This window comes from Fictibacillus tiangongensis, from assembly GCF_048083785.1.
Lineage (GTDB): Bacteria > Bacillota > Bacilli > Bacillales > Fictibacillaceae > Fictibacillus.
Map to the genome: position 1 here is coordinate 4,035,102 of NZ_CP182294.1, position 22,859 is coordinate 4,057,960.

Genomic DNA, 22,859 nt, shown 5'->3' on the forward strand with positions numbered 1-22,859 from the left:
TCTCACCTCTTTTTCTAATCTATGAAATGAGCTGTTTTTTATGATAGATACTCATATAGCTCTTACTATTCTTTCTGTCGCTCTTCTAGCACCTGCAATATTCCTCGAAACTGGACCAATCTCAAGCTCCGCTAAAGGGCCCATAACAAACAGCCCCTGATCCCACTCTAGCGTTTCAGGGCTAACAATTGGATAACCACATTTAGCACACTTTAAGTTTTCGTGTTGTATTACATTTTTTAGCCAGTGAATTCCAGGAGGTGTTGAATGAAACCCCGTTGCGAGAAGGACCGTTTTGGCTTCATACCTTTCTCCGGATTGCAAGACCAGCTCATTGCAACTCGTACAATACGATTCTACCTCTTCTTTTAACAGCTTTATTTTACCGTTTTTCTCCGCGGATTTTAACCCTAAATAAAGTTCTTTTGTGACAGAACCTTTATGTCTTGCTTCTACAATGCTCTTTCTTCTCATGGAATAGTCTTTTAATTGATTAAATTTATCCATGTACATCGGACCTTGCCACCCAGGATCAGAATCGAAAGTATGAACTTCTAAGTCTTTTTTATAAATTAACGAAACGTTCCCAGGATATTTTTCTGCCAAAGAAAGAGCAAGATGGGCAGCAGATATCCCTCCTCCAATAATTGAAACGGGAACAGAGCATGAATCAAGATCAGGCGTTTCTTTTTGAAAGATATGATGAATTTGAGCACCGCTTGAATTCGCATCTTCTGCCCATTTCGGCCAAAAAGGATGTTCTCTTAATCCCATGGCTAGAACAAGGTTTTCCGCTTCCACAACTTCACCTTTCTCTGTCTGAACAGTCCAGTAGCCTTGCTTTTTTTCTATGCCAGTTACAGAAGCCTGTTTCCAGCAACTCTCTATATCTAGATTACGAATTAAAGTTTCGCAATGCTCGTTAAACATCTCTAGAGACGGACGGTCATAATAACCATAAAAATGATTAACCTTAAGATAACCCTCTCTCTTAGAAAATTTCTCGAGAGAAAAAGGATTTACATCAAGGTGATGCACTGACGGTGAACGTAAGAAAGGCATCGAGATCAAATCTGTGCATTCTCTCCAATTATTAAGTGGCTTGTTATTTTTATCTATAATCAACAGTTCATGATTATCGAGCTTTTTCATTTTTAATAGATGAATGGCTAGCGTACAACCTTGTATACCCCCACCAACAATAATCATTTTTTTCATATAGTAATAACTCCTTAATTTTAGTCAGTTCCATATATTAAATCGTAATTATTACGTTTTGTAAAGAGTAAAAAAAAGAAACCAAGGTGAATTACCCTTGGTTTGCTAAACGTTTATATAATGCATGTGTTCCGCTATCTTCTTCACCCATCTCAGCAAGCTCATCGTATAGCTTTTTCGCGAGTTGTAATCCTGGTGTCAATAAGCCCATCTCTTCAGCTGATTTTAATGCGATGTTCATATCTTTTATAAAATGTTTTACGTAAAAGCCAGGAGCAAAATCTCCTTTTAGAATTCTTGGTCCAAGATTGCTGAGGTTCCAGCTCCCTGCAGCACCAGATTCAATACTTTTCAGCACATTCTCTGGGTCTAACCCGGCTTTTTCCGCGTAAAGAATCGCTTCGCAAACTCCCATCATACCTGAGGCGATCGCAATCTGATTGCACATTTTCGTATGCTGACCAGATCCAGCTTTTCCTTGATAAACAACGTTCGTACCCATTTTAGATAAGATCGGTTCCATATCGTGGAATGCGGACTCTGAACCTCCTACCATGATAGATAGCTTAGCATCTCTCGCACCAATATCCCCGCCAGAAACCGGTGCATCAAGCGTTGCGATATTCCGTTCAGCAGCCGTGCGCTCAATTTTTTGCGCCAATTGCGGACTAGAAGTTGTCATATCGATTAAATAAGAACCTTCTTTAGCTTGAGCAATTAATCCCTCAGCACCTAAGTAAACTTCTTCTACATCTTTCGGATAGCCGACCATCGTGATGATCACATCACAGTTCTGAGCGATTTCTTTTGGTGTGTCTGCCCATTTAGCTCCTTTTTCAAGAAGATCTTCTGCTTTTGCTTTCGTTCTCGTATAAACATGGACTGGATAACCTGCATTCATCAAGTGACCGGCCATGCTTTTTCCCATTACACCTGTTCCGATAAATCCAACACTTTGCAAATGTCCTCACTCCTTTCACTCATTATAACGAAGAATAACGAAAATAAAAAAGACACCGCTTTTTAAGCGATGACCTCTCCTTGAAGAATACGTTCGATCTTTAATTGAGCTAGCTCATAATCCATGTCTAAATTTGTTAACATCGATAGCATGTCATCGTTCGAATGCTTCTTAAAAAGTTGGTATAAGTTCGGTTTTCTTCTCTTGATCATGGTCATCATCTCAATAGTAGGCAATGTTCTGCCGGTTGGTTTAATACGTAAAAAAGAGCGGATGTATTGTGTGAAAGCGGGTATAGCCTCTACAGTGTCTGGTAGTGTGTCTAATAGCTCCTGAAGTTTCAACAATGAATCAATCAGTTCTTTGTTTCTTTCCACGAATTCGTCCCTCATCTTTCTCCGATATTGTGTTACTTTGTTAAAATTTCGCCTGTTTAGGCAATTCATAATAAGTATCGGCAGTTTCATAGAAAGTTTAATGAGGGGTCTGACCCCACACAATTTATTTCCCGAACTCATTTACTCTTCATCTCTTAAGAGAATACTCCATTTACAGCCATCCACATTCCTCGTTTCAAAATCTCGGTCTTTTCAACAAAATATAAAATGCATCCAATCTTACTAGTACTTTGCAACACCTTTTGACCTGTTTCTTTTCCTTTTATGTAAATCCCGCACAGTCCTTTAGGGGTATCTTTCATTTCCCTCATAAGTCCACCCTACTGTTTATTCGTTTTCGTATTTACGCATCTGTATATAAATGGTAAATTTAACATGTCGACAAAGGGGTCCCGTATTACGGCAGGGAGGTTTGGAATATGAAAAAACATCTAGTTACTAGTGTTTTAGCATTCTGTCTCACAGCTTTTTCGGTACCAAGTGCTTTTGCTCAAGATCAGATCTCGTATAAAGATGAAATCCTAAGTATGCAGCCAGATTTAACATCAGCTGAGTTGCTTTCTAGCATTCAGGCTATCGCAAAGAACACAGGCAATACTGAGGATGCCCTTCTTAAAAAGATCTACGAAGAATTAAAACATGATCAAACCAAGAGCAAGGAAGAAAAACAACAGAGCGGTAGGATCGGTACAATGGGCAGCAGCGGAGGAACTGTTTCTGTTGGACCTAGTTCAAAAGGAAACTTCTATTACACCGCATCTCAAACTGCCTACATGAACCATGGACACGTGGGCATGTATTACTCAAGCGACGTCATTGTTGAATCTGTCCCTGAAACAGGTGTACGGACGATCTCAACCACATTACGAAAAGTGGATCAAGGAGATGCACAAGTTAAATCGGTTACAACAAGCTCGTCAAACCGTAATAATGCTGCAAACTGGGCGTTTAGCCGCGTTGGCATTGATGCGTATTCTTATAACTTCGTGACCAACCGTTCGACTTCACATATCGGGGATAAGAACTGTTCCAAACTGGTCTGGTCGGCGTATAAATTAAATGGAAATTTAGATTTAGACGTAGATGGCGGGTTAGGTGTCTATCCTCGCGATGTCCGGGATGCACCTGGCACACAGCTTGTCCGGAATATATAAAAAATAATAAGGCGATAAGGACGTAGTACTACGAACTTATTGCCTTGTTTTTATAAGAAGGTGATTACAGTGAAAAAAATAATCTTCTTTTCATTATTGATTATCTTAATCGGTGTATCTTTATATAAAATGTACTCGAGTCAGAATCTCAGCGCTTCACTTTTTATTCAGAATGAATCAATCAAACAAGAAAAATTTTTAACTGATAAGAAAGCTGTACTCTATTTTTCAACAACAGCTGATCAAGACATGGATGGAAAAGGAGTAAGTCTTGCTGTCTTTATTAATGACAAAGGTGAAGCAGATGCATTTAAGATGAAAGGCTTAGAACTCGGCAGTGTAGCTGCGAGCCAAAATGAAGTTTTATTAGTCGATAAAAATAAAATTCGTCTAGTGGGAGACACATATAAAGAGTTTAGTATGGATAAAGCCCAGTATACGGGTGAAAGAACAGGATATTTGGAGAAAGAAAAATTATACTTTACTGTTTTCAATACAGGTGTAGGTGCTAAAGGCGGGTATGATTCGAATATTCTTTATGGTAACAAAAAAGGCTTTCATAAAGAGAACATTCCCCATTACATTGCTGCTTCAGGAATCGATCAAGGTGAAATCGTCGTGTTAACCCAAGATAATCAGAAGGAAGAATTTCATATCAGAAAAGTGATGTTGTCAAAAAAGGATATGAATACTCAAGATATCCTAAAGCTTAATCATGCAAAAGAAACTGATCTTAGCAGTATGTCTCCAATCCTGAGCGACGATACGTTTTACTATTTTGTAGGACAGAAAACGCTAGGAGAAGTTACAGAAACAATAGATTCAGATATTGTATTGTATCGAGTCAATAAAAAAACGCACGCTCAAGATGAGTTCATCATTTCTTCTTATAGGAATGAAAAAAATATCACAGCGCACTATCCATTCAATATTAAAAACTCCTCTCACCTATTTAACAATGTCTTTTATTACGCAAACGGCCTTGGTGAGGTATTTGCTTTTGACACAAAAACCGAAAAAGTAAGCAAAAAATTCTCTATGAAAAACGTTCGAAAAGACGGAGTGAGACACAACGAGGAGCTTTTCTATAAAGATGACAACCTTTACGTCGTAAGACATGACGAAAAACTAAAAGAAAAATACTACATTGAACACTATTCCTTAACCGAAGGAAAGAAGAAAGAGAATATTAAAATCAATGGTTTAAACGACATCCTTAAATCGATCAAAGGCAAGTCTATCTATTCGTATGACTTTAAGATGCTGAAATAAAAAATGTGAGTCTAGAACTTATTCAAGTTCCGGGCTCACATTTCTTTTTATCTTCACTCGATAAATAACGATCGAGATGACGACCAAAATCGTATACACGATAAACACGTTACGATAGATAGCTTCTAATGCGATCCCTTGCTGTCCCTCAATTAAGAGCCCCGCGACGGCTACACCGAGCGCGCCACCAAAAAACTGCACAAGCTGAAGCATACCCATTCCAGAACCTACTTCATCCTCGCTTAAGATTCTAGAATTTTCATTTGCCAAGCTTGACGTTAAGCTAGAAAATCCAACACTCGTAAACATGTAAAAGATTGCTGTCAGATAGAATGCCTTTGTTGCAAAAAGAGAAAACAGCACGACGGACAACAACAATGCCACAAGTCCCGTTCGCATCACAGGCAGATTTCCAAATCGATCAATCCAGCGTCCAACATAAATCGCGGCTAACGCGGAAAGCATGGCACCCGGAAAAATAACAAACCCAATCGTAGCTGGTTCTTTTCCGAATAAGTTCGACAACATGACGGGCATCACGAACAACAGCGCAAAATGGGTCATGAACGCGATAAGTCCGATGATTAATAGCGAAACATACAGCGTGTTCTTAAACAAACTCACACGAATGAACGGATCTTCCTTTTTCTTTGAATAAAATACGAGTGTGCCAAAGAAGAGTACACTCAAGCCCAACAAGTACCAAGAAAATGAAGAAAGATAGAGTAATAATGAAGTTACTCCGCCACCTGTTAACAGTGCACCCACAAAGTCGAACGATCCTTCCCGTTTTTGTTCAACAGGCAGATAGACCTTAAATACTGGCAGCAACAGCAGCACGAGACCTGTTACGATGAACAGAAAATTCCACCCTAACAATTGTGTGATACCGCCTCCGATTACAGGCCCTAACCCGAAACCAAGAGACGCTGCTGATGAGATCAACGACATGGCACGCCCTCTTCTTGAAATCGGAATATATCTCGTGGCAAGCACCATACCTAGCCCTGGAACCGCACCTGCTCCCATTGCTTGAACCATACGGCTTACCAATACAAACTCAAAACTATTTGAAAAATATCCGATGATGGAGGCGATTCCTAAGATGATGACACCTGTAAATAACAATCTTCCTATCGGTATAAAATCTGACAATCTACTGAACGTGATCGTCGATAAGGCAAACACGATCGAATAGCCTGAAACAATCCATGATCCTGCAGTAGGACTCAGATCGAATTCCGAGATAACACTCGGCAATGCCACATTAAACATCGTCGTGTTCATGACCACAAGCCATACCGTAAGGCTCCATAATGGAATGATCCGGTTCTCCTGAATCGTTCCATCCCCTTCCTCTTTAGCCATTCGTTCACCTTCTTTCTAATTCTGTTTCCTTATACATGGTTGCTCTGAAAGTGGTTGACCTCCGTTACAGGTGCTCGCTTTCCGGGGGGCGTGCGGTGAGCCACCTCGACGCTTTGCGCCAGTAGTTGTCTCACCTGTCCCGCTAATCCCCCAGGAGTCTCCCACCTTACACTACAATCAACTTGTCATGGATGTTCTTTTAGTAAGTCATAAGCAACAAATGTTTATAGTACAGCCTTCTCTTAAAAAACAATATTCCCATCTTATCATGGGTCTATAGAATTAGCGTTACGTTTTGCTCATGAATTTTTCGGGTCAAAAGACCAACATTGTGTTTCCAATATAAGGACCTATTATCTGTTTTTACCAAATGACCAAGGGATTTAAACACGGCGGTAGAATATTACCTTGATATTAAAAATAAGGGGTGTACGCTTGAATGAAAAGTTTTTTACGCAAGACTTCTAGTTTCACATTAGCATGTACGTTTGTTTTTTCTGCTTTTTCTGGTGTATCTGCTGCTCCATCTACAAACAATTCAGAGCCAGAACTAGCACCGCTTTATGGGAAGTACAATTTAAACTCTTCTCATGTTACAAAAGTAATGGTTGAATTAAAAGAACCATCTGTACTAGAGGCAAAAAAGAAAGGCCAAAAACAAACGAAATCAAATTTAAAATCAAAACGTGAAGCAGTGGTAAAAGAAATCTCCACTCGCTCCAAAACATATAAAGTGAAAAATGAGTACGATCATGTTTTCTCTGGCTTCGCTCTAGAGATCGCAGCAAACGAAATTCCAAACCTGCTATCAACGCCGGGTGTAAAAGCGGTTTATCCTGATGTTGAATACCACACAACAGGTGATGACATGGGAGACCAATCATTCGATGAAGTTACGCCTCAGATGATGAATTCTGCGCCTTTTATCGGTGCGAACCAGGCTTGGGAATCTGGCTACACGGGCGAAGGTGTGACGGTTGCCGTTATTGATACGGGAGTTGACTATACACATCCCGATTTAGATCAAGCATTCGGTGACTATAAAGGATATGATTTTGTTGATAATGACAATGATCCACAAGAAACGCCTAAAGGAGATCCAAGAGGAGCTGAGACTACCCACGGCACGCACGTGGCGGGTACAGTTGCGGCTGATGGCGGCATTAAAGGGGTAGCACCTGATGCTACATTGTTAGCGTACCGCGTATTAGGACCTGGTGGCAGCGGCTCGACTGAGAATGTAATTGCCGGTGTTGAAAAAGCGGTAGAAGACGGCGCTGACGTTATGAACCTATCTCTTGGAAACTCATTAAACAACCCAGACTGGGCAACGAGTATCGCGCTTGATCAAGCGATGTCTGACGGTGTTGTGGCAGTGACGTCTAACGGAAACAGCGGACCAAACAACTGGACAGTCGGTTCACCAGGTACTTCTAGAGAAGCTATTTCTGTTGGGGCTACACAGCTTCCGTACAATGTGTATGCAGCTACTTTAAAAGCAGGAAATGCTAGTTTTTCTTCCGCAAAAGTAATGGGTTTTCCGTCTGAGGAGTCCGTTCTAGCACTTAATGGAAAAACATTGCCGATCGTCGATGTTGGTTTAGCTGGAACTGCTGATTTTGCAGGAAAGGACGTAGCAGGTAAGCTCGTATTAGCAGAACGAGGCACGTATGCTTTTGTAGACAAAGCAACGAATGCAAAGAACGCTGGCGCTATCGGAATGGTTATCTTTAACAACGTCGCAGGCGAGATCGTGGATGTGCCGGGAATGGCAGTACCAACGATCAAGTTAACGAACGCTGAGGGCGTTCAGCTTAAAAGCTTATTAACCGCTAATCCAAACACAACAGTAACACTTGGCACCAAGTTTGATAAACGAGTCGGGGAATTGATGGCTGACTTCTCATCCCGAGGTCCTGTAATGGATACGTGGATGATCAAGCCTGATGTTTCTGCACCTGGCGTAAACATCGTAAGTACTGTACCGACTCATGACCCTGCAAATCCGCATGGTTACGGCGCGAAACAAGGAACAAGTATGGCATCTCCACACGTTGCAGGTGCTGCCGCTCTGTTATTAGAAGCACATCCGGACTGGGGTGTTGACGATATTAAAGCCGCTCTTATGAATACAGCGGAAGATTTATTCGATGCTACTGGGAAGCTATATCCGCATAATACACAAGGAGCAGGAAGTATCCGTGTCGTTGAAGCAATTGAAACACAAACACTCGTATCTCCTGGCAGCCATTCGTTTGGTGTCTTCTCTAAAAAGAAAGGCAAAGAAGTAAGAGACGAGCGTTTTACAATTAAAAACTTAAGCAACAACTCAAAGGATTACTCATTTGACGTAGATCTTGAAGGTGTAAAAGTAACAACAAGCAAAAACTTGAAGATTAAAGGAAAAAGCTCGAAGGATGTAAAATTTAAAGTTCACGTGGATGCTTCTAAGATGGCAGCTGGTTATCATGAAGGAACGATTACGATCAGCGACGGTAGAAACGAAGTAGTCGTACCAACGATTCTCTTTGTACAAGAGCCCGACTTCCCTTCCATCACTAGCATCAGCGCTACAGCACTAGGAAATAATGCTTTCACATTTTCCGCATACTTCCCTGCTGAAGCCGATAAAGTAAACCTGTTTCTATACGATAGCAACCTGACAAAAGAAATTGGTTTGATCGGCAGCTACGAAGATGTTCCAAAACAATATAATGATTTCCAATGGGACGGAAAGATCGCAGGACAAGCTGTTGCACCAGGTAAATACCGCGTTGTCGCATTCGCTGAAAGAGGCGATAAGCTCAACAGTCGATACACGGATGTTATCACCCTTCAATAAAAGAAATCCCTTGCCGAACTTTCGGTAAGGGATTTTTTTATGGTTTGCATTAAATGATATGATAAGGAAAGAACGATCAGGAGGTATGTTATGAAACTATGCGTACTAGGTGCGACAGGAAGAGTCGGACAATATTTTACTAAAATGGCGCTCCAGAATGACATCAGTGTTTCTGCACTTTTACGTAACCCCGAAAAGTTTACGCACTCTATTTTGAGCGAGATCTCTTTTACAAAAGGAGACGTTTTAAGGAAGGAATCCGTAACTGAAGCCTTGGCCGGCTGCGATGTCGTTTTCAGCGCTCTATCAACAGACGGAGCTAATGCCCTTTCAGAGGGTATGCCTATAATTATTGAAGCGATGAAAAAGGAAGGCATCTCTCGTATCATCACGATTGGTACTGCAGGTATCCTACAAAGCCGCATAGAGCCTCATCTGCTTCGATACCAATCATCTGAATCAAAGCGTAAATTAACAAGAGCGGCTGAAGATCATCATAAGGCGTTTACTCAACTGCAAGAAAGCGGGTTGAACTGGACGATCGTTTGTCCTACTTATTTGCCAGACGGGGAACCTACCGGCACGTATCGAACGGAAAAAGACGTTTTACCGATCGACGGATCTCGTATCAGTACAGGAGATACCGCTCATTTTGCGTTTTCACTTCTAGAGAACAATAACTTTTTAGAGACTCGTGTAGGCATCGCTTATTAAAATCTTCGAGGCATGTCTTGAAAAAAATAGACGCCTAGACTTAAGAAACCTGCTCCAATTATGAAGATGAAGAACTTGATGAACCATTTCGGAAATAAACCAACAAGCTTATTCGTAAACGTTACAAAAATAAATTCTACGAGAGCTCCAAAAAACGTTTCCGAAACTCTCCCACCTTTGTAATTAGCGTCGTAACGGTTCTTATGCTCCATTTCTTCTTTTTGATAACGGATGCCATATACAATAACAGCGATTCCAAATCCGCAAAGAACGACAGGTATGATCCAAAACCAGCTCATCTCTCATTTCCTCTCGCTACAGAAAAGACTTTTGCTGTTTCAATTTGATCAGCAAAAGTCCCCTGTTTTTTATGAATAATACGGCGCGATCATCAAATAAACAATAACACCTGTCAAACTCACATAAAGCCATAGTGGCATCGTCCAACGTGCAATCTTACGGTGTTTCTCCACTTGCATGTTGAAGCCTCTTGTAACGGTGATTAACGCTAAAGGGACGATAACGATCGCAAGCAAGATGTGTGTGATCAAGATAAAGAAATAAACGTACTTAAGGGGACCTTCACCGCCATAAGACGTCGATTCTGTAAGATAGTGATACGTTACATACGACAGCAAAAAGAATGTTGTACTCGTAAACGCCGCTAAAATAAAGCGTTTGTGAAGCGTGATGTTCTTCTGTTTCACAAAATAAAGAGCAGCCAGCAAAAATACGAAAGTAAAGCTGTTAAAGATTGCGTTCAAACGCGGCAGCAACGTTACATCAAAAGCGATTTCTCCCTCATACTCTGGGAGGAAGAACAATACGGCCACAAGTACGTTGATCGCGATGGATAGCCCGATAATTAGGGGTGTATAGTTACGCTGTTTTGTTTCAGCCATTTTGTATTACTCCTTTTCCACTAAAAGTCTTTAAAACTTCTAAGATTCCTTATTATTTTACCACTCAAGACCCTATTCACAAACATATAGGCAGCTGAAAACAGCATTCCCCAACCAAGTGTCAATAATTCTTCAAAAAATGAGAAACTTAGCGAGAATACACCTTAGGGTATTAACGGTTACGGATGACGTTTATTCCAGAAGTTTGCAGCATCAATCCACAAGTTTTTGCGTTGAATCCACGAGTTTCATGCCTGAATCCAAAAGTTTTAACGTTTTATCCACGAGATGTCATTTGTCGACAATTTTTGCAGTAGGTATACCCCTGCCCATGCCCCCCATAGTCTACACAAAAGAAAAACCGGCACATGGCCGGTTCTCCTCATCCTATCACCTATAACAATTAAGCTCTCGCAAATTGTTCTTCATCCACTGTAGCAATAAAATTCTCTACTTCGCCAACAACAGACGCTACACATCCTTTTTCAAAAGGAGAGATCAACCCAGCTTCTTCAACGAGCTTTGTAAAAGGCAGGCTTCCTCCCTTTTGACACAGTGCGAAATAATCTTCCCATGCACGCTCAGAATTCTCACCAGCACGCTTCCAAAACTGAAGAGCGCAGATCTGAGCGAGCGTGTAATCAATATAATAGAATGGAGAGCGGAAGATGTGACCTTGTCTATGCCAAAAACCGCCGTTTTCCAAGTACTCCAACCCATCATAATCACGATGTGGCAAGTATGTTTTCTCAAGCTCTCTCCACTTCGAACGGCGTTCTGATGGCGTCGCATCTGGGTTGTCGTATACGAAGTGCTGAAACTCATCAACTGCAACTCCGTACGGGATAAACTCTACTGCACCTGTTAAATGGGAGTATAAATATTTTTCTGTATCCTTGCCAAACAGCTTTTCCATCCAAGGATACGTTAAGAACTCCATACTCATTGAATGGATCTCACAAGCTTCAAGTGTCGGGAACTGATATTCTGGCACTTCGAACACTCTGCTCGTATACATCTGGAACGCATGACCAATCTCATGCAGCAGCACGCGAACATCATTGTCTGAACCGTTGAAATTTGTAAAAATGAACGGCGCCGTATAGTCCTGTAGATACGTGCAATACCCACCAGGCGCTTTACCGCTTTTACTTTCAAGATCCATGAGCTCATCTTCTGCCATATAGTTGAAGAACGCTCCTGTTTCTTGCGATAGACCACTAAAGACCTGCTTCGATTGATTCACAATCCACTCTGCATCTCCTTGAGGCTTAGGATTTCCTGTCGTAAAGCTGAACGGCTCATCGTAGAACTTAAACTCGTTAAGTCCGATACGCTTTTGCTGACGCTTCTTTAATTTTGTACATAGCGGAACGATGATTTCTTTGACTTGTTCACGAAATACCTTTACGTCTACCGCGTTATAATCCGTTCTTCCCATTCGGTCATACGCCAATTCTGTAAAGTTTGAGTACCCTAACTTTTTAGCGATTCCGGTTCGCAGCTTCACGAGCTCATCATAGATCGAGTCAAACTTTTCTTGATTTGAACTCAAGAAAGCGTTCGCGGCTTTGCTCGCCGCTTTTCGTGTCTCACGATCTGCCGATTGAACGTATGGAGAAAGTTGCGCAAGGTTCAGCTCTTTTCCTTCAAACTCGATCTTAGCTGAAGCCATCACTTTCACGTATTCTGAACTCAATTTATTTTCTTGCTTAAGGTCCTCTAATACATCTTCAGAATAGGTCTTCACTTTTAATTCTGCCAAGCGGAACAACTGACTGCCCCATTTATTTTCAAGCTCATTTTTAAAAGGTGATTGGACAAGCGCTTCATGAAACGCTGTGACCATTCCTTGATAGACTGGCAGATTCTCATCCATGAAAGCTTGCTCTTCCTTATAATAGGCATCTTCTGTATTAATCGTGTGGCGAATCTTTGCCAGCCTTGCTTTTGATTCAAAACTGTTACGCAGAGCTACGACCTTTTTCATCGCTTCATTCTGCTCGTCCGCCGAACTCGCATTTTTAAAAATCTGTACGGCTTCTTCAAATTCCGTTTTGAGAGTTGCAACATCAGGACGTTCATATGTAAATTCACTAAATTTCATTAGAAAAGCCTCCCATTCATTTACATTCCATTCCTGTATTACCAATTCTACAATCCATTGCTTTTCTCCTGTAATCCCCTTCCCTTTTTCGGTAGAATGTAAGCAGAGAAACTAATGGCGGGAGACAAATGTTATGAAGAGCTTTCAATCTGATCCTTTTAAAGGAACTTTCGGCAGTCTTGAAAATTTAGCAGACAAGATCAGCGACGTTTTGTCGTGCCCTGTAACGATAGAAGATCAGAATCACCGACTCCTTGCTTACAGTACACATGAAGACGGAACAGATCCTGCGCGTATCGCGACCATCATCGGGCGGCGCGTGCCAGAAAAAGTAGTGAACAGTCTTTGGAAAGACGGCGTGATTCCTAGATTGCAAGAGAGCGATGACCCTGTTCGTGTCGGCACGATACAAAACGTCGGGCTTGGCAACCGTGTGGCAGTATCAATCCGAAAGAACAACGAAGTTCTCGGATATATTTGGGTTCTTGAAGTGGAAAAACAACTGTCAGCAGAGGATATGCAATTATTAAAGCTCGCTGCTGCTTCAGCTAAAAGCCAGCTTCTTCAGATGCAGATCGGTACGAAAAAGAAAGAAGAAAATCGGCAAGAGCTTTTCTGGAAGATGCTCACGGGCAACCTTCCTCAAGAAGAGCATATTTTAGAGAAGCTGCACGAACTCAACATTTTGCCGGTACTTCCAGCTGCTGTTTTTATTCTGCAGCTAGAAGAGGAGATCACACCAGCTATCGAAAAAGATATTTTGTATCTTGCTGCTGTGAATCAGAAGATCAACGTTCTTTTATCAGCGGCGGACGCAAATCAGATGCTCCTCCTCGCCTCACCTGTTGGAAAAGAACCGCCTTTAGAGCTCGCGAAGTCCTTTGTAGAGTCCTTTTTTACACATATGAAAGAGCGTTTTTCTGTGTCAGATATAAAAGCGGCATACGGTAGTCTTGTATCCTCTTTTTCGAACGTAGATAAAAGTTATAAAGAAGCTTCTAGTGTAATAGCCGTTCAAGAAAAACTTGGCGGGGAAACGTTAGCGCTAAACGGCTATCATGAACTTGGTATCTACCAATTTTTAGATGCCATTTATGAAAAACAACAAAGACAGAGCTATCAAAATGAAATGATCAAGACTCTACAAGAATATGACGCCCAGCACAAGACAGAGCTTTATCACACTTTAGAAACGTATCTGACGTTAGATGAGAACCTGAATAAAGCATCAGAAGTGCTTCATATCCACATGAACACTTTACTTTATCGTCTCAAACGGATCAGCGAGCTTACGAATATTGATATGAAGAGCCCTCATCAGAAGATTATGATCTATCTTGATTTCAAGATGCATCGGCTATTTAAACAAGAGCGTTTGTGAATTATCACAAATGCTTTTTTTTATTTTCTAGATTCCCCACAATGAAAAGATCAATCCCTCGAACTATACTGAAATCACAAATGAAAACGCACTCAAAGAGTTTACTTATATAGGAGGATTCACAAATGATTATTGGAGTTCCAGCAGAGATTAAAAATAATGAAAACCGCGTAGCGATTACGCCATCAGGTGTTATTACACTAACAGCAGCAGGCCACAAAGTGCTTGTAGAAAACAACGCAGGTGTTGGCAGCGGATTTACGAACGAAGATTATGCGGCAGCAGGAGCTGAAATCGTAGCAGAAGCACAAGACGCATGGTCAGCTGAAATGGTTATGAAGGTTAAAGAACCTTTAGCATCTGAGTACAAATATTTCCGTTCAGACCTTATTCTTTTCACATACTTACATTTAGCTGCAGAGCCAGCATTGGCAAAAGCACTAACAGATAGCGGCGTTACAGCGATCGCTTACGAAACAGTAGAATTCAACCGTACACTTCCGCTATTAACACCAATGAGTGAAGTAGCAGGACGTATGTCTGCACAAATCGGTGCACAGTTCCTTGAGAAGCCAAAAGGCGGAAAAGGTATCCTTCTTGCAGGTGTACCAGGAGTACGTCGCGGTAAAGTAACAATCATCGGTGGCGGTGTTGTAGGTACGAACGCAGCTAAAGTTGCGATCGGACTTGGCGCTGACGTTACGATCATCGACCTTAGCCCAGATCGTCTTCGTCAACTTGATGACATCTTCGGTAACAGCATCCAAACATTAATGTCTAACCCATTAAACATTGCACAAGCTGTAGCTGAATCTGATCTAGTAATCGGAGCAGTACTTATTCCTGGAGCAAAAGCACCTAAATTGGTAACGGAAGAAATGATCAAGTCTATGACTCCAGGATCTGTAGTTGTTGACGTTGCGATCGACCAAGGCGGTATCTTTGAAACGGTTGACCGCATCACGACACATGACAACCCAACTTACGACAAGCACGGAGTTGTTCACTATGCAGTAGCAAACATGCCTGGTGCTGTGCCTCGTACGTCTACGATCGCCCTTACGAACGTAACGGTTCCATATGCACTACAAATTGCTAACAAAGGTGCACAAACTGCAATCGCTCAAAACCCATCGTTAAAAGCGGGTCTAAACACAGCTGGCGGTTTCGTAACATACGAAGCAGTTGCAACTGATCTTGGCTACGACTATGTTTCAGCTGAAGTTGCATTAGAAAAAGCAGTTCAAACGGTATAATCGATCGAATGAAAAGAAGCTAATCTCATAATTTTGAGTGCTAGCTTCTTTTTTGCGTTCTCCTAGTGGACGTCTTTGGCATCTGTACGTTATAGACAGACACGCAACTTCTTTTACGAGGTAATTTCATTTTTATACGAGGTAAACGGCAATAATTCCGTACTAATTAGATCGATATCCGTAGATAAATTTTTTTATCCGATTTTCGACAAACAGTTTCACCGAATATTTTCACAAAAAAGTATCCATACAGCCTAAACAACTGCATGGATACTTTATTTTCCGGGAAATTTTTGTCGAATTTTAATGAATAATGGTAGAAGCTTAAAGAAGTCCTTCCTTCTTCAAGAAATCTTCCGCTACTTTCTTAGGTGATTCTCCACCTACATTCACTTTATAATTCATCTCCCGCATTTCATCATCTGTAATTTTTCCTGCTAGCTTATCCAAAGCATCCTTTAGTTCTGGGTACTTCTCTACGGTTTCTTTACGAAGCATCGGTGCACCTTGATAAGGAGGAAACAGTTTTTTATCATCTTCTAGTACCGTAAGCTTGTATTGGCGCAGTTCGCTGTCTGTAGAATAAGCATCTACGACATCGATTTCACCTTTTTTCACCGCGTTATATCTTAGCTTCGGCTCCATCGTTCTCACATTTGCAAACTGAATATCGTATAGCTTTTGGATGCCTTTATAGCCATCTTTGCGATCCGAAAATTCTAGCGTAAAGCCGGCGTTCAGACTTTGGCTTACACTCTTTAAATCCGAAATCGTCTTTAGGTTATATTCTTTCGCCAATTGTTCAGGAACAGCAAGTGCATACGTATTGTTATATTCCATCGGACTTAAGAGCTGCATATCAAACTTACTTTCCATCCCGCTTCGAGCTTGTTCATATACTTTTTCGCTATCAGTACTTGTTGCGTTCTCTTTTAAAAACTCTGCTATCGCTGTGCCTGTAAATTCTGGATAGATATCAATACTCTCAGATTTCAACGCATTAAACACAAAGGAAGTTTTACCAAGTCCCGGCTTCAACTCCACATTTAAATCGGTTTCTTCTTCAATTAAAAGTTTGTACATGTTGATCAAGATTTCTGGTTCAGACCCTAACTTTCCACCGATCACGATATCTTCTTGTCCGCCTTTCATCGCGAAAGGAACAATTATAACTAAAAGAGCAGCTATCAAAAATGCACTGACCGTTGTTAGCGCTCGTTTAAAAGAAAGAAGCTCTAATCTTCTGAGCAGAAAATCAAATAAAATCGCCAGCAAAGCGGCTGGTACGGCTCCAAGCACGATCAGCATCGTGTTATTGCGGTCAATACCGAGCAAGATAATATCACCGAGTCCACCCGCTCCAATCAGTGCTGCGAGCGTTGCGGTTCCTATAATTAAGACCATGGATGTACGGATTCCTGCCATGATAACAGGCATCGCTAAAGGAAGTTCAACCTTCATCAATCTCTTCCTCGTGTTCATACCCATCGCTCTCGCTGCTTCAATCAATGAGGAATCGACTTCTTTAATTCCTGTATATGTGTTTCTTAAAATCGGGAGCAGTGCATAAACAACAAGTGCAATAATGGCTGGAACCTTGCCGATCCCAAACAGTGGGATCAAGAGTCCAAGAAGAGCAAGTGACGGAATCGTCTGCAGCACAGCAGTTACACCGATGATAGGTTCAGCCACTCTTGGCTTTTTCGTTAAATAGATACCTAGAGGAATCGAAATAACCACGGCAAAGAGAAGAGCGATAAACGAAATTTGAATATGCTCAATCAGCGCACTTGCGAGTTCACCTTTTCGATCTTGAAATACTTGCAAGAAACTATTCATCTCTGCTACCTCTTTCCTGCAAGTGATCTGCAAGATATTGAATAATAGCTTGTCTGTTCAGTGTTCCGATAATCGCACCATGATCTTCAACCGTCACTTCATTTTCACGGGTTAAGATATTGAGTGCCTCTTTAATACTCGTATTCACTGAAAGGGATGGCAATTGATAATCCATTCCAATTTCATCTGCTTTCAATGGAATGACAAGCTTTCGAAGATCCATATTTTCAACAGAACTCACACTCTCTGTTCCTACGAAATTTCTTACAAAGTCATCGGCAGGGTTTTCGAGCAGCTCTTTCGGCGTTCCCACTTGCACGATAGAGCCTTCATTCATCACACAGATCCTGTCTCCCAGTTTCAAAGCTTCCTTCATGTCATGCGTGACGAAAACAATGGTCTTCTTAATATTTCTTTGAAGATTAAAAAGATCTTCCTGCAGCTTTTCTCTGCTGATCGGATCTAGAGCACTAAAAGGCTCATCCATTAAAATAATGTTAGGATCTGCAGCTAACGCTCGAACAACACCCACTCGCTGTTGTTGTCCGCCAGAGAGTTCATTGGGCTTGCGATCTCGATACGTTTCAGGATCTAAGCCAACCATATCAAGAAGTTCGTCCACTCTTTTACGAATTTTTACTTTGTCCCATCCTTTTAACTCGGGAACGATACTGATATTCTCTAGAATCGTCATATGAGGAAATAAGGCGATCTGCTGCAGTACATATCCGATATTCCAACGAAGTTCATCAATATTGTAATCACTGATTCTCTTGTTATCGATTGAAATCGTGCCTTTTGTAAGGCTGATCAGCCGGTTGATCATCTTAAGCATCGTCGTTTTCCCACAACCACTCGGACCGATCACGACGAAAAATTCTCCTGGCTGTATCGTTAAATTCAGATCGCGAACCGCAGACGTTCCATCACGGTATTCTTTAGAAACATTATCAAAAGTTATCATACACCTGCTCCTTAGTGTGCTTTATCTATTACAAGCAGTATTTCCGTTTTTTCTTTAATCAATAATCAATCTACACTATGTATTGCACAAAGAAAGAGATTGTAAACTACTCGTGCACCTGTTATTTATAAGGATTATTGATTAATTACAAAAACTGCCTTATAATGGGGAACTGTTGTGTTAAAAGTGTTTCGCGGTTCGCAAACTCCCGCGTTATCAAAACTAGGAGGAATTTTATGTTTAATTTTTATTTTGGTGTAGCTTTTGCACTGGTTAATTTTATATTGTTTTTAACATGCTACAAGTGGTTCGGTCGTACGGGTTTGTATGCATGGATCGCAGCAGCTACGATTCTTGCTAATCTGCAAGTTGTTAAAACGATCGAGATGTTCGGACTTGTTATGACTCTCGGTAACGTGATCTACGGAACCATCTATTTAGCAACAGATTTAATCAACGAAAAGTACGGAGAAAAAGAAGCGAAGAAAGCAGTTTGGTTCGGTTTCTTTACTCTTATCATGACAACGATCATCATGCAGATGGTGCTCGTGTTTCAACCGCACGAAAGCGACATCTTCCAGCCGCATCTTGAAGCAATCTTCGGATTCATGCCTCGCCTTGTGATCGGTAGTCTGGCTGCTTACTTAATCAGTCAGTATCTAGATGTTAAACTTTTTGCAAAGTTGAAGGAAAAGTTTTCACGCCCTGATCAGCTTTGGATTCGTAATAACGGAAGTACGATGGTAAGCCAGCTGATCGATACGCTTATCTTTTGTACGATTGCGTTTGCTGGTGTGTTCTCATGGGAAGTTTGGATTCAGATCTTCTTTACGACGTATGTGATCAAGTTTGTGGTATCTGCTGCATCCACACCGTTTATCTATATTGCAAGAAGCTTCAACCATCCGGAAGAAGACCTTCAAAAACCAGGCGTTTAAAAGTTTCTGAGAGTGGTTGATTTCCGTTCCAGGATGCTCGCTTTCCGCGGGGTGTGCGGTGAGCCTCTTAGCGCTCTGCGCTATTATGAGTCTCACCTGTCCCACTCATCCCGCAGGAGTCTCGCACCTTGCACTCCAATCAACTTACCGGGATGAAATTTAAAGATTTTTAAAAGTAGAAAACTGTTAGATTTAAAAAGAGGGTAATACCAGCTCGTATTAATGAGATGGTATTACCCTTTTTTGTTATATCGTAGAACTACTTCAGCCACTTTTAGAGGACTTTTATGTAACTTCCCTTTTCAGCACGCTTCTTTGCCTTCGTGTTCATTTCTTTGATTTTATGGGATATATTTGAACCTTCTACTGGTCTTCCTTCTATGATGACTGTTGGATCGATCAATCGAGGCTTTCCTTTTAATTGAATATCAAACTCAATCTCGTTTTCTTGTAGCTTCACTGGCTTTACAAGTCCTTCATATCGAGCGGCTAAGGAAGGCTTGTTTGATGTTCGGACTTTTTGAAGAACTTCTTCATCCGTAAGCTTAAAATCTGATAGTGTAATAACATCCAGCTCTAGAGCTTCTTTGAGCAATCTTGTTAGTCGATCATATCCGTATACGTTCAGGGGATTCATGAAAAAATCTAAAACCTCTTTGTAATACGCTTCAACGAACCATTCAGCCTGTTCCGTTCCTTTAATACAAATTAATCCTCGTGATACGCACAATTTCTCCATAAAACGACCAATCTCAAGCTTTGAAAGGTAGCCGTATCTATACAGATCTCTTAGTGTGTAGTCGATGCGGTCCGCACACAACAAAGGTAATGGTTGCTCTAATAAAGAATGATCACCTTGCATGATTTCCTCGATGGAATAGCCATGTTGAATCAATATACTTGGAATTTCTGACCCCATAATGGTTTCCTCAAAGATTTTTTCATGAAAGTCTTCTGATTCATTTTCAAGAACAAAATCGATCACATGAGAAAATGCAGTGTGGGAAACATCGTGAAGTAGTCCTGCGATCTGCTCCTGAAGTGTCCCGCCTAACTGTCTGATCAGCAGCATTACGCCCACCGAATGCTCATATCGCGTAACGTTCCATTCCTTGTTTACAAGATAAGATGCTCCGCCTTGATGAATGCCTTTTAAACGTTGTACTGGTTTAGAAAAGACTAAATCATGCAACACAGGTTCAACTTCAAACGAACCATATATATCATCAACTATCATGCCGTTTTCCCCTTTTTCTGTTTTTGTCATTTTAACATACCTGACATCTCCTTCACCCCACCTTTACAGAACTGCTATTTGTTAAGATATCCCCTCATATAGACCTTATTTTCTTTAAAATACTAAGGAGGTTTAGACCATTCTTTCCCCATTTTCCTTTGTTAGCATAATGAATGTGATCTTGCTTGTTGCATGAGGCGAGCAGGATCACGGATCATACAATGACAAGGGGATGAATGACATGAGCATGAAAAAGACAGCAGTTGCATCACTACTTTCAATGGGGATTATTGGTTCGATCTATAGTACTTCCACACTTGCTTACGACCCGTCTGATCGCGTTCAAACCGTCGCACACCGCGGAGCTTCAGGCTATGCGCCAGAAAATACGATGGCCGCGTTCCATAAAGGTGTAGAGATGAAATCCGATTATATTGAAATTGATGTACAAGAAACAAAAGATGGTGAGCTCGTTGTCATTCATGATGTTACACTCGATCGAACAACAAACGGAACGGGATATGTAAAAGATCATACGTTAGAAGAAATCCGTCAGCTTGATGCCGGAAGCTACTTTGGGGAGAAGTTTATAGGAGAGAAAGTTCCTACCTTTGAAGAAGTACTTGATGAGTTCCGCGGAAAAACAGGCATTTTAATTGAATTAAAAGCATCCTATTACTATCCCGAGATTGAAGAAAAAGTAGCTGCAGCTATAAAAGAACGAAACATGCATCTACCTGCTCATGATAAGATAATTATTCAATCATTTGAGTTTGGTTCTATGCAACAGATAGACAAGTTGCTTCCTAGAGTGCCTGTTGGCGTACTTACTTCCAATGCAACCGACTTAAGTGAAGCGAAGCTCGATGAATTCGCTACATATGCTGAATTTGTAAACCCTAGCAGAACGCTTGTTAATTCTTCGATCGTTGATGAAGTACATGAACGTCATATGGGTATCATGGCTTGGACCGTTCGAAACCAACAAGAAGTTCAACCGCTCTTAGACGCAGGTGTTGATGGAATCATTACGGACTATCCAGATTATACGCCAAGACATAAATCAAAATAAATGATTATAAAAAGTGTTGAAGCTATGGGTGGCTTCAACACTTTTTTACTTAATTGATATTCTCTTTGATTATTTTGCATGGGTTACCTACAGCTACACAATTAGCTGGAATAGATTTTGTGACAACACTTCCCGCTCCGATTACCGTATTTTCACCTATCGAAACACCCGGTAAGATAACGGAATTTCCACCAATCCAAACATTGTTTCCGATTGTCACAGGTTTGGTGTTCGTTCGATATGGCGCTTCATTTGCTTGTGGATGCTTATTGATTCTTTCCATCACGCTTATAGGGTGTGTAGCCGTGTAGATTTGGACATTAGGTGCGATTAGTACGTTCTCCCCAATCGTAATCTTGTTGTTATCTAACAAAACACTGTTGAAATTAATAAAAGTATTGCGTCCTATCGTAATATTTTTTCCGAATTCACATTGAATGGGTTTCTCAATCCAAACCCCTTCTCCTAAACTGCCTAATAATTTCTTTAAGATCTGTACTTTCCTTTCAATCTCATCAACGCTTGTCGTATTAAAGGTTTCCACAAGCTTTTTGGCATCGAACGACATTTGTAAAAGTTCAGGATCTCGAGTGTTATAAAACTCTCCAGATAGCATTCTGTCAAACTCTTTCATCTAATCCCCCCATGGCTATTTTTTCTTATTACCATCTAACAATAAAAAAGCATAGAAGTCCAAAACTTCCATGCTGCTTTGATTTATTTATGTTTAGCCAAAACCTCATCGAGCTTCGCAGATTTTTCACTAAGTTTTTTATTGATTTTTTCATTGAGACTCAGCCACTGGTTCATCTTCTCTAATGCTAGCTTCTCGTTATTTGCTCGTAATGCCTCGTGCATCGCTTTTTTCGTTTCATGTGCTTGGCTTTGCAGAGTCCTTAACTCTTGATGAATCTGTTTCATCTCCTGCCAGCCAGCTTTGTTCTCACTTCGTTTTTCTTTTACTTTCTGCTCCCCAGCTTTTACATGCATGTCAAAAAGCTGGTCTTTCTTTTTAACAATCTCTTTTTGAATCTCTAATCGCTCAATCTTAAGAGTATTCGCTTTATGAACCTGCTCCTTAAAATTTTTCATCTGCTTAAAGTGTTGTCCTCTTTTATGAGACTCCACTTGAACCTTTTCTTGATTTGCAGCCGACACCGTAACGGCACCACTCGTTAGTACGGAAAATGCCAGTGCAAGAGGGATAAATTTTTTCATCACACAATCACTCCTTTA

General features: G+C 41.0%; 21 protein-coding genes. 8 read left to right on the forward strand and 13 right to left on the reverse strand.

Going from position 1 to position 22,859, the window contains the following annotated elements:
- Positions 1–51: 51 nt before the first annotated feature.
- The 4 genes from ACNJYY_RS21125 to ACNJYY_RS21140 form a co-directional block, all read right to left on the reverse strand.
- Positions 52–1,218, reverse strand: coding sequence for an NAD(P)-binding domain-containing protein (locus ACNJYY_RS21125; RefSeq protein ID WP_416730014.1), 1,167 nt, complete (start codon positions 1,216–1,218; stop codon positions 52–54).
- A gap of 91 nt (positions 1,219–1,309) precedes the next feature.
- Positions 1,310–2,179: an NAD(P)-dependent oxidoreductase gene (locus tag ACNJYY_RS21130; protein ID WP_416730015.1), complete on the reverse strand. Its 870-nt coding sequence runs from the start codon at positions 2,177–2,179 to the stop codon at positions 1,310–1,312.
- A 62-nt stretch (positions 2,180–2,241) separates the two neighbouring features.
- A complete protein-coding gene (locus ACNJYY_RS21135) occupies positions 2,242–2,556 on the reverse strand; it encodes a hypothetical protein (protein ID WP_205724877.1) in 315 nt (104 codons plus the stop codon).
- Positions 2,557–2,711: 155 nt separating this feature from the next.
- Positions 2,712–2,888, reverse strand: a complete 177-nt coding sequence (locus ACNJYY_RS21140) for a hypothetical protein (protein ID WP_416730016.1) — start codon at positions 2,886–2,888, stop codon at positions 2,712–2,714.
- A 108-nt stretch (positions 2,889–2,996) separates the two neighbouring features.
- Between ACNJYY_RS21140 and ACNJYY_RS21145 the strand changes: the two genes are divergently transcribed.
- Positions 2,997–3,731, forward strand: a complete 735-nt coding sequence (locus ACNJYY_RS21145) for a hypothetical protein (protein WP_416730017.1) — start codon at positions 2,997–2,999, stop codon at positions 3,729–3,731.
- 69 nt (positions 3,732–3,800) lie between these two features.
- Complete coding sequence (locus tag ACNJYY_RS21150) at positions 3,801–5,003, forward strand: hypothetical protein (protein ID WP_416730018.1); 1,203 nt, start codon at positions 3,801–3,803, stop codon at positions 5,001–5,003.
- 18 nt (positions 5,004–5,021) lie between these two features.
- Here ACNJYY_RS21150 and ACNJYY_RS21155 read toward each other — a convergent pair whose 3' ends face one another.
- A complete protein-coding gene (locus ACNJYY_RS21155) occupies positions 5,022–6,371 on the reverse strand; it encodes an MFS transporter (RefSeq protein ID WP_416730019.1) in 1,350 nt (449 codons plus the stop codon).
- Positions 6,372–6,810: 439 nt separating this feature from the next.
- On the opposite strand from ACNJYY_RS21155, the gene ACNJYY_RS21160 reads away from it, so the two are divergent.
- Together ACNJYY_RS21160 and ACNJYY_RS21165 are read left to right on the forward strand one after the other, a co-directional pair.
- Positions 6,811–9,213 (forward strand): S8 family serine peptidase, encoded by a 2,403-nt coding sequence (locus ACNJYY_RS21160; protein WP_416730020.1) that lies wholly within the window; start codon positions 6,811–6,813, stop codon positions 9,211–9,213.
- Positions 9,214–9,303: 90 nt separating this feature from the next.
- Positions 9,304–9,927 (forward strand): NAD(P)-dependent oxidoreductase, encoded by a 624-nt coding sequence (locus ACNJYY_RS21165; protein WP_416730021.1) that lies wholly within the window; start codon positions 9,304–9,306, stop codon positions 9,925–9,927.
- Here the strand turns inward: ACNJYY_RS21165 and ACNJYY_RS21170 are convergent.
- The 3 genes from ACNJYY_RS21170 to ACNJYY_RS21180 all read right to left on the reverse strand — a co-directional run bounded on the left by ACNJYY_RS21170 (position 9,924) and on the right by ACNJYY_RS21180 (position 12,936).
- Positions 9,924–10,226, reverse strand: a complete 303-nt coding sequence (locus tag ACNJYY_RS21170) for a hypothetical protein (RefSeq protein ID WP_416730022.1) — start codon at positions 10,224–10,226, stop codon at positions 9,924–9,926. The genes ACNJYY_RS21165 and ACNJYY_RS21170 overlap by 4 nt on opposite strands.
- Before the next feature lie 69 nt (positions 10,227–10,295).
- Positions 10,296–10,829 (reverse strand): DUF420 domain-containing protein, encoded by a 534-nt coding sequence (locus ACNJYY_RS21175; protein ID WP_066399222.1) that lies wholly within the window; start codon positions 10,827–10,829, stop codon positions 10,296–10,298.
- Positions 10,830–11,232: 403 nt separating this feature from the next.
- Positions 11,233–12,936: a M3 family oligoendopeptidase gene (locus tag ACNJYY_RS21180; RefSeq protein WP_416730023.1), complete on the reverse strand. Its 1,704-nt coding sequence runs from the start codon at positions 12,934–12,936 to the stop codon at positions 11,233–11,235.
- A 133-nt stretch (positions 12,937–13,069) separates the two neighbouring features.
- On the opposite strand from ACNJYY_RS21180, the gene ACNJYY_RS21185 reads away from it, so the two are divergent.
- Both ACNJYY_RS21185 and ald read left to right on the forward strand, forming a co-directional pair.
- A complete protein-coding gene (locus ACNJYY_RS21185) occupies positions 13,070–14,317 on the forward strand; it encodes a PucR family transcriptional regulator (protein ID WP_416730024.1) in 1,248 nt (415 codons plus the stop codon).
- 125 nt (positions 14,318–14,442) lie between these two features.
- Positions 14,443–15,573, forward strand: coding sequence for an alanine dehydrogenase (gene ald, locus ACNJYY_RS21190; protein ID WP_416730025.1), 1,131 nt, complete (start codon positions 14,443–14,445; stop codon positions 15,571–15,573).
- A gap of 324 nt (positions 15,574–15,897) precedes the next feature.
- Here the strand turns inward: ald and opuFB are convergent, their stop codons facing one another.
- Both opuFB and ACNJYY_RS21200 read right to left on the reverse strand, forming a co-directional pair.
- Positions 15,898–17,412, reverse strand: a complete 1,515-nt coding sequence (opuFB, locus tag ACNJYY_RS21195) for an osmoprotectant update ABC transporter permease/substrate-binding subunit OpuFB (RefSeq protein ID WP_416730026.1) — start codon at positions 17,410–17,412, stop codon at positions 15,898–15,900.
- Positions 17,405–18,376, reverse strand: a complete 972-nt coding sequence (locus tag ACNJYY_RS21200; protein ID WP_416730027.1) for an ABC transporter ATP-binding protein — start codon at positions 18,374–18,376, stop codon at positions 17,405–17,407. Before ACNJYY_RS21200 ends, opuFB begins: the two co-directional genes overlap by 8 nt.
- Positions 18,377–18,612: 236 nt before the next feature.
- Between ACNJYY_RS21200 and ACNJYY_RS21205 the strand changes: the two genes are divergently transcribed.
- Positions 18,613–19,314 carry a queuosine precursor transporter gene (locus ACNJYY_RS21205; RefSeq protein ID WP_416730028.1) on the forward strand — a complete coding sequence of 234 codons (702 nt, stop codon included), beginning with the start codon at positions 18,613–18,615 and terminating at the stop codon, positions 19,312–19,314.
- Between the two features lie 274 nt (positions 19,315–19,588).
- Here ACNJYY_RS21205 and ACNJYY_RS21210 read toward each other — a convergent pair whose 3' ends face one another.
- Positions 19,589–20,551 carry an HD domain-containing protein gene (locus ACNJYY_RS21210; RefSeq protein WP_416730029.1) on the reverse strand — a complete coding sequence of 321 codons (963 nt, stop codon included), beginning with the start codon at positions 20,549–20,551 and terminating at the stop codon, positions 19,589–19,591.
- A gap of 241 nt (positions 20,552–20,792) precedes the next feature.
- Between ACNJYY_RS21210 and ACNJYY_RS21215 the strand changes: the two genes are divergently transcribed.
- Positions 20,793–21,623 carry a glycerophosphodiester phosphodiesterase gene (locus tag ACNJYY_RS21215; protein WP_416730030.1) on the forward strand — a complete coding sequence of 277 codons (831 nt, stop codon included), beginning with the start codon at positions 20,793–20,795 and terminating at the stop codon, positions 21,621–21,623.
- Between the two features lie 49 nt (positions 21,624–21,672).
- On the opposite strand, the gene ACNJYY_RS21220 is transcribed toward ACNJYY_RS21215, so the two are convergent.
- Together ACNJYY_RS21220 and ACNJYY_RS21225 are read right to left on the reverse strand one after the other, a co-directional pair.
- Complete coding sequence (locus ACNJYY_RS21220; RefSeq protein ID WP_416730031.1) at positions 21,673–22,257, reverse strand: sugar O-acetyltransferase; 585 nt, start codon at positions 22,255–22,257, stop codon at positions 21,673–21,675.
- Between the two features lie 83 nt (positions 22,258–22,340).
- Entirely contained in the window at positions 22,341–22,841 is a 501-nt protein-coding gene (locus ACNJYY_RS21225) for a hypothetical protein (RefSeq protein WP_416730032.1), read from the reverse strand.
- Positions 22,842–22,859 lie beyond the last annotated feature (18 nt).

Coding starts and splice junctions, on each gene's coding strand:
- ACNJYY_RS21125 (WP_416730014.1), bottom strand. CDS start 1,218: ATGAAAAAAATGATTATTGTTGGTGGGGGTATACAAGGTTGTACGCTA.
- ACNJYY_RS21140 (WP_416730016.1), bottom strand. CDS start 2,888: ATGAGGGAAATGAAAGATACCCCTAAAGGACTGTGCGGGATTTACATA.
- ACNJYY_RS21145 (WP_416730017.1), top strand. CDS start 2,997: ATGAAAAAACATCTAGTTACTAGTGTTTTAGCATTCTGTCTCACAGCT.
- ACNJYY_RS21155 (WP_416730019.1), bottom strand. CDS start 6,371: ATGGCTAAAGAGGAAGGGGATGGAACGATTCAGGAGAACCGGATCATT.
- ACNJYY_RS21160 (WP_416730020.1), top strand. CDS start 6,811: ATGAAAAGTTTTTTACGCAAGACTTCTAGTTTCACATTAGCATGTACG.
- ACNJYY_RS21165 (WP_416730021.1), top strand. CDS start 9,304: ATGAAACTATGCGTACTAGGTGCGACAGGAAGAGTCGGACAATATTTT.
- ACNJYY_RS21170 (WP_416730022.1), bottom strand. CDS start 10,226: ATGAGCTGGTTTTGGATCATACCTGTCGTTCTTTGCGGATTTGGAATC.
- ACNJYY_RS21175 (WP_066399222.1), bottom strand. CDS start 10,829: ATGGCTGAAACAAAACAGCGTAACTATACACCCCTAATTATCGGGCTA.
- ACNJYY_RS21180 (WP_416730023.1), bottom strand. CDS start 12,936: ATGAAATTTAGTGAATTTACATATGAACGTCCTGATGTTGCAACTCTC.
- ACNJYY_RS21185 (WP_416730024.1), top strand. CDS start 13,070: ATGAAGAGCTTTCAATCTGATCCTTTTAAAGGAACTTTCGGCAGTCTT.
- ald (WP_416730025.1), top strand. CDS start 14,443: ATGATTATTGGAGTTCCAGCAGAGATTAAAAATAATGAAAACCGCGTA.
- opuFB (WP_416730026.1), bottom strand. CDS start 17,412: ATGAATAGTTTCTTGCAAGTATTTCAAGATCGAAAAGGTGAACTCGCA.
- ACNJYY_RS21200 (WP_416730027.1), bottom strand. CDS start 18,376: ATGATAACTTTTGATAATGTTTCTAAAGAATACCGTGATGGAACGTCT.
- ACNJYY_RS21205 (WP_416730028.1), top strand. CDS start 18,613: ATGTTTAATTTTTATTTTGGTGTAGCTTTTGCACTGGTTAATTTTATA.
- ACNJYY_RS21210 (WP_416730029.1), bottom strand. CDS start 20,551: ATGATAGTTGATGATATATATGGTTCGTTTGAAGTTGAACCTGTGTTG.
- ACNJYY_RS21215 (WP_416730030.1), top strand. CDS start 20,793: ATGAGCATGAAAAAGACAGCAGTTGCATCACTACTTTCAATGGGGATT.
- ACNJYY_RS21220 (WP_416730031.1), bottom strand. CDS start 22,257: ATGAAAGAGTTTGACAGAATGCTATCTGGAGAGTTTTATAACACTCGA.
- ACNJYY_RS21225 (WP_416730032.1), bottom strand. CDS start 22,841: ATGAAAAAATTTATCCCTCTTGCACTGGCATTTTCCGTACTAACGAGT.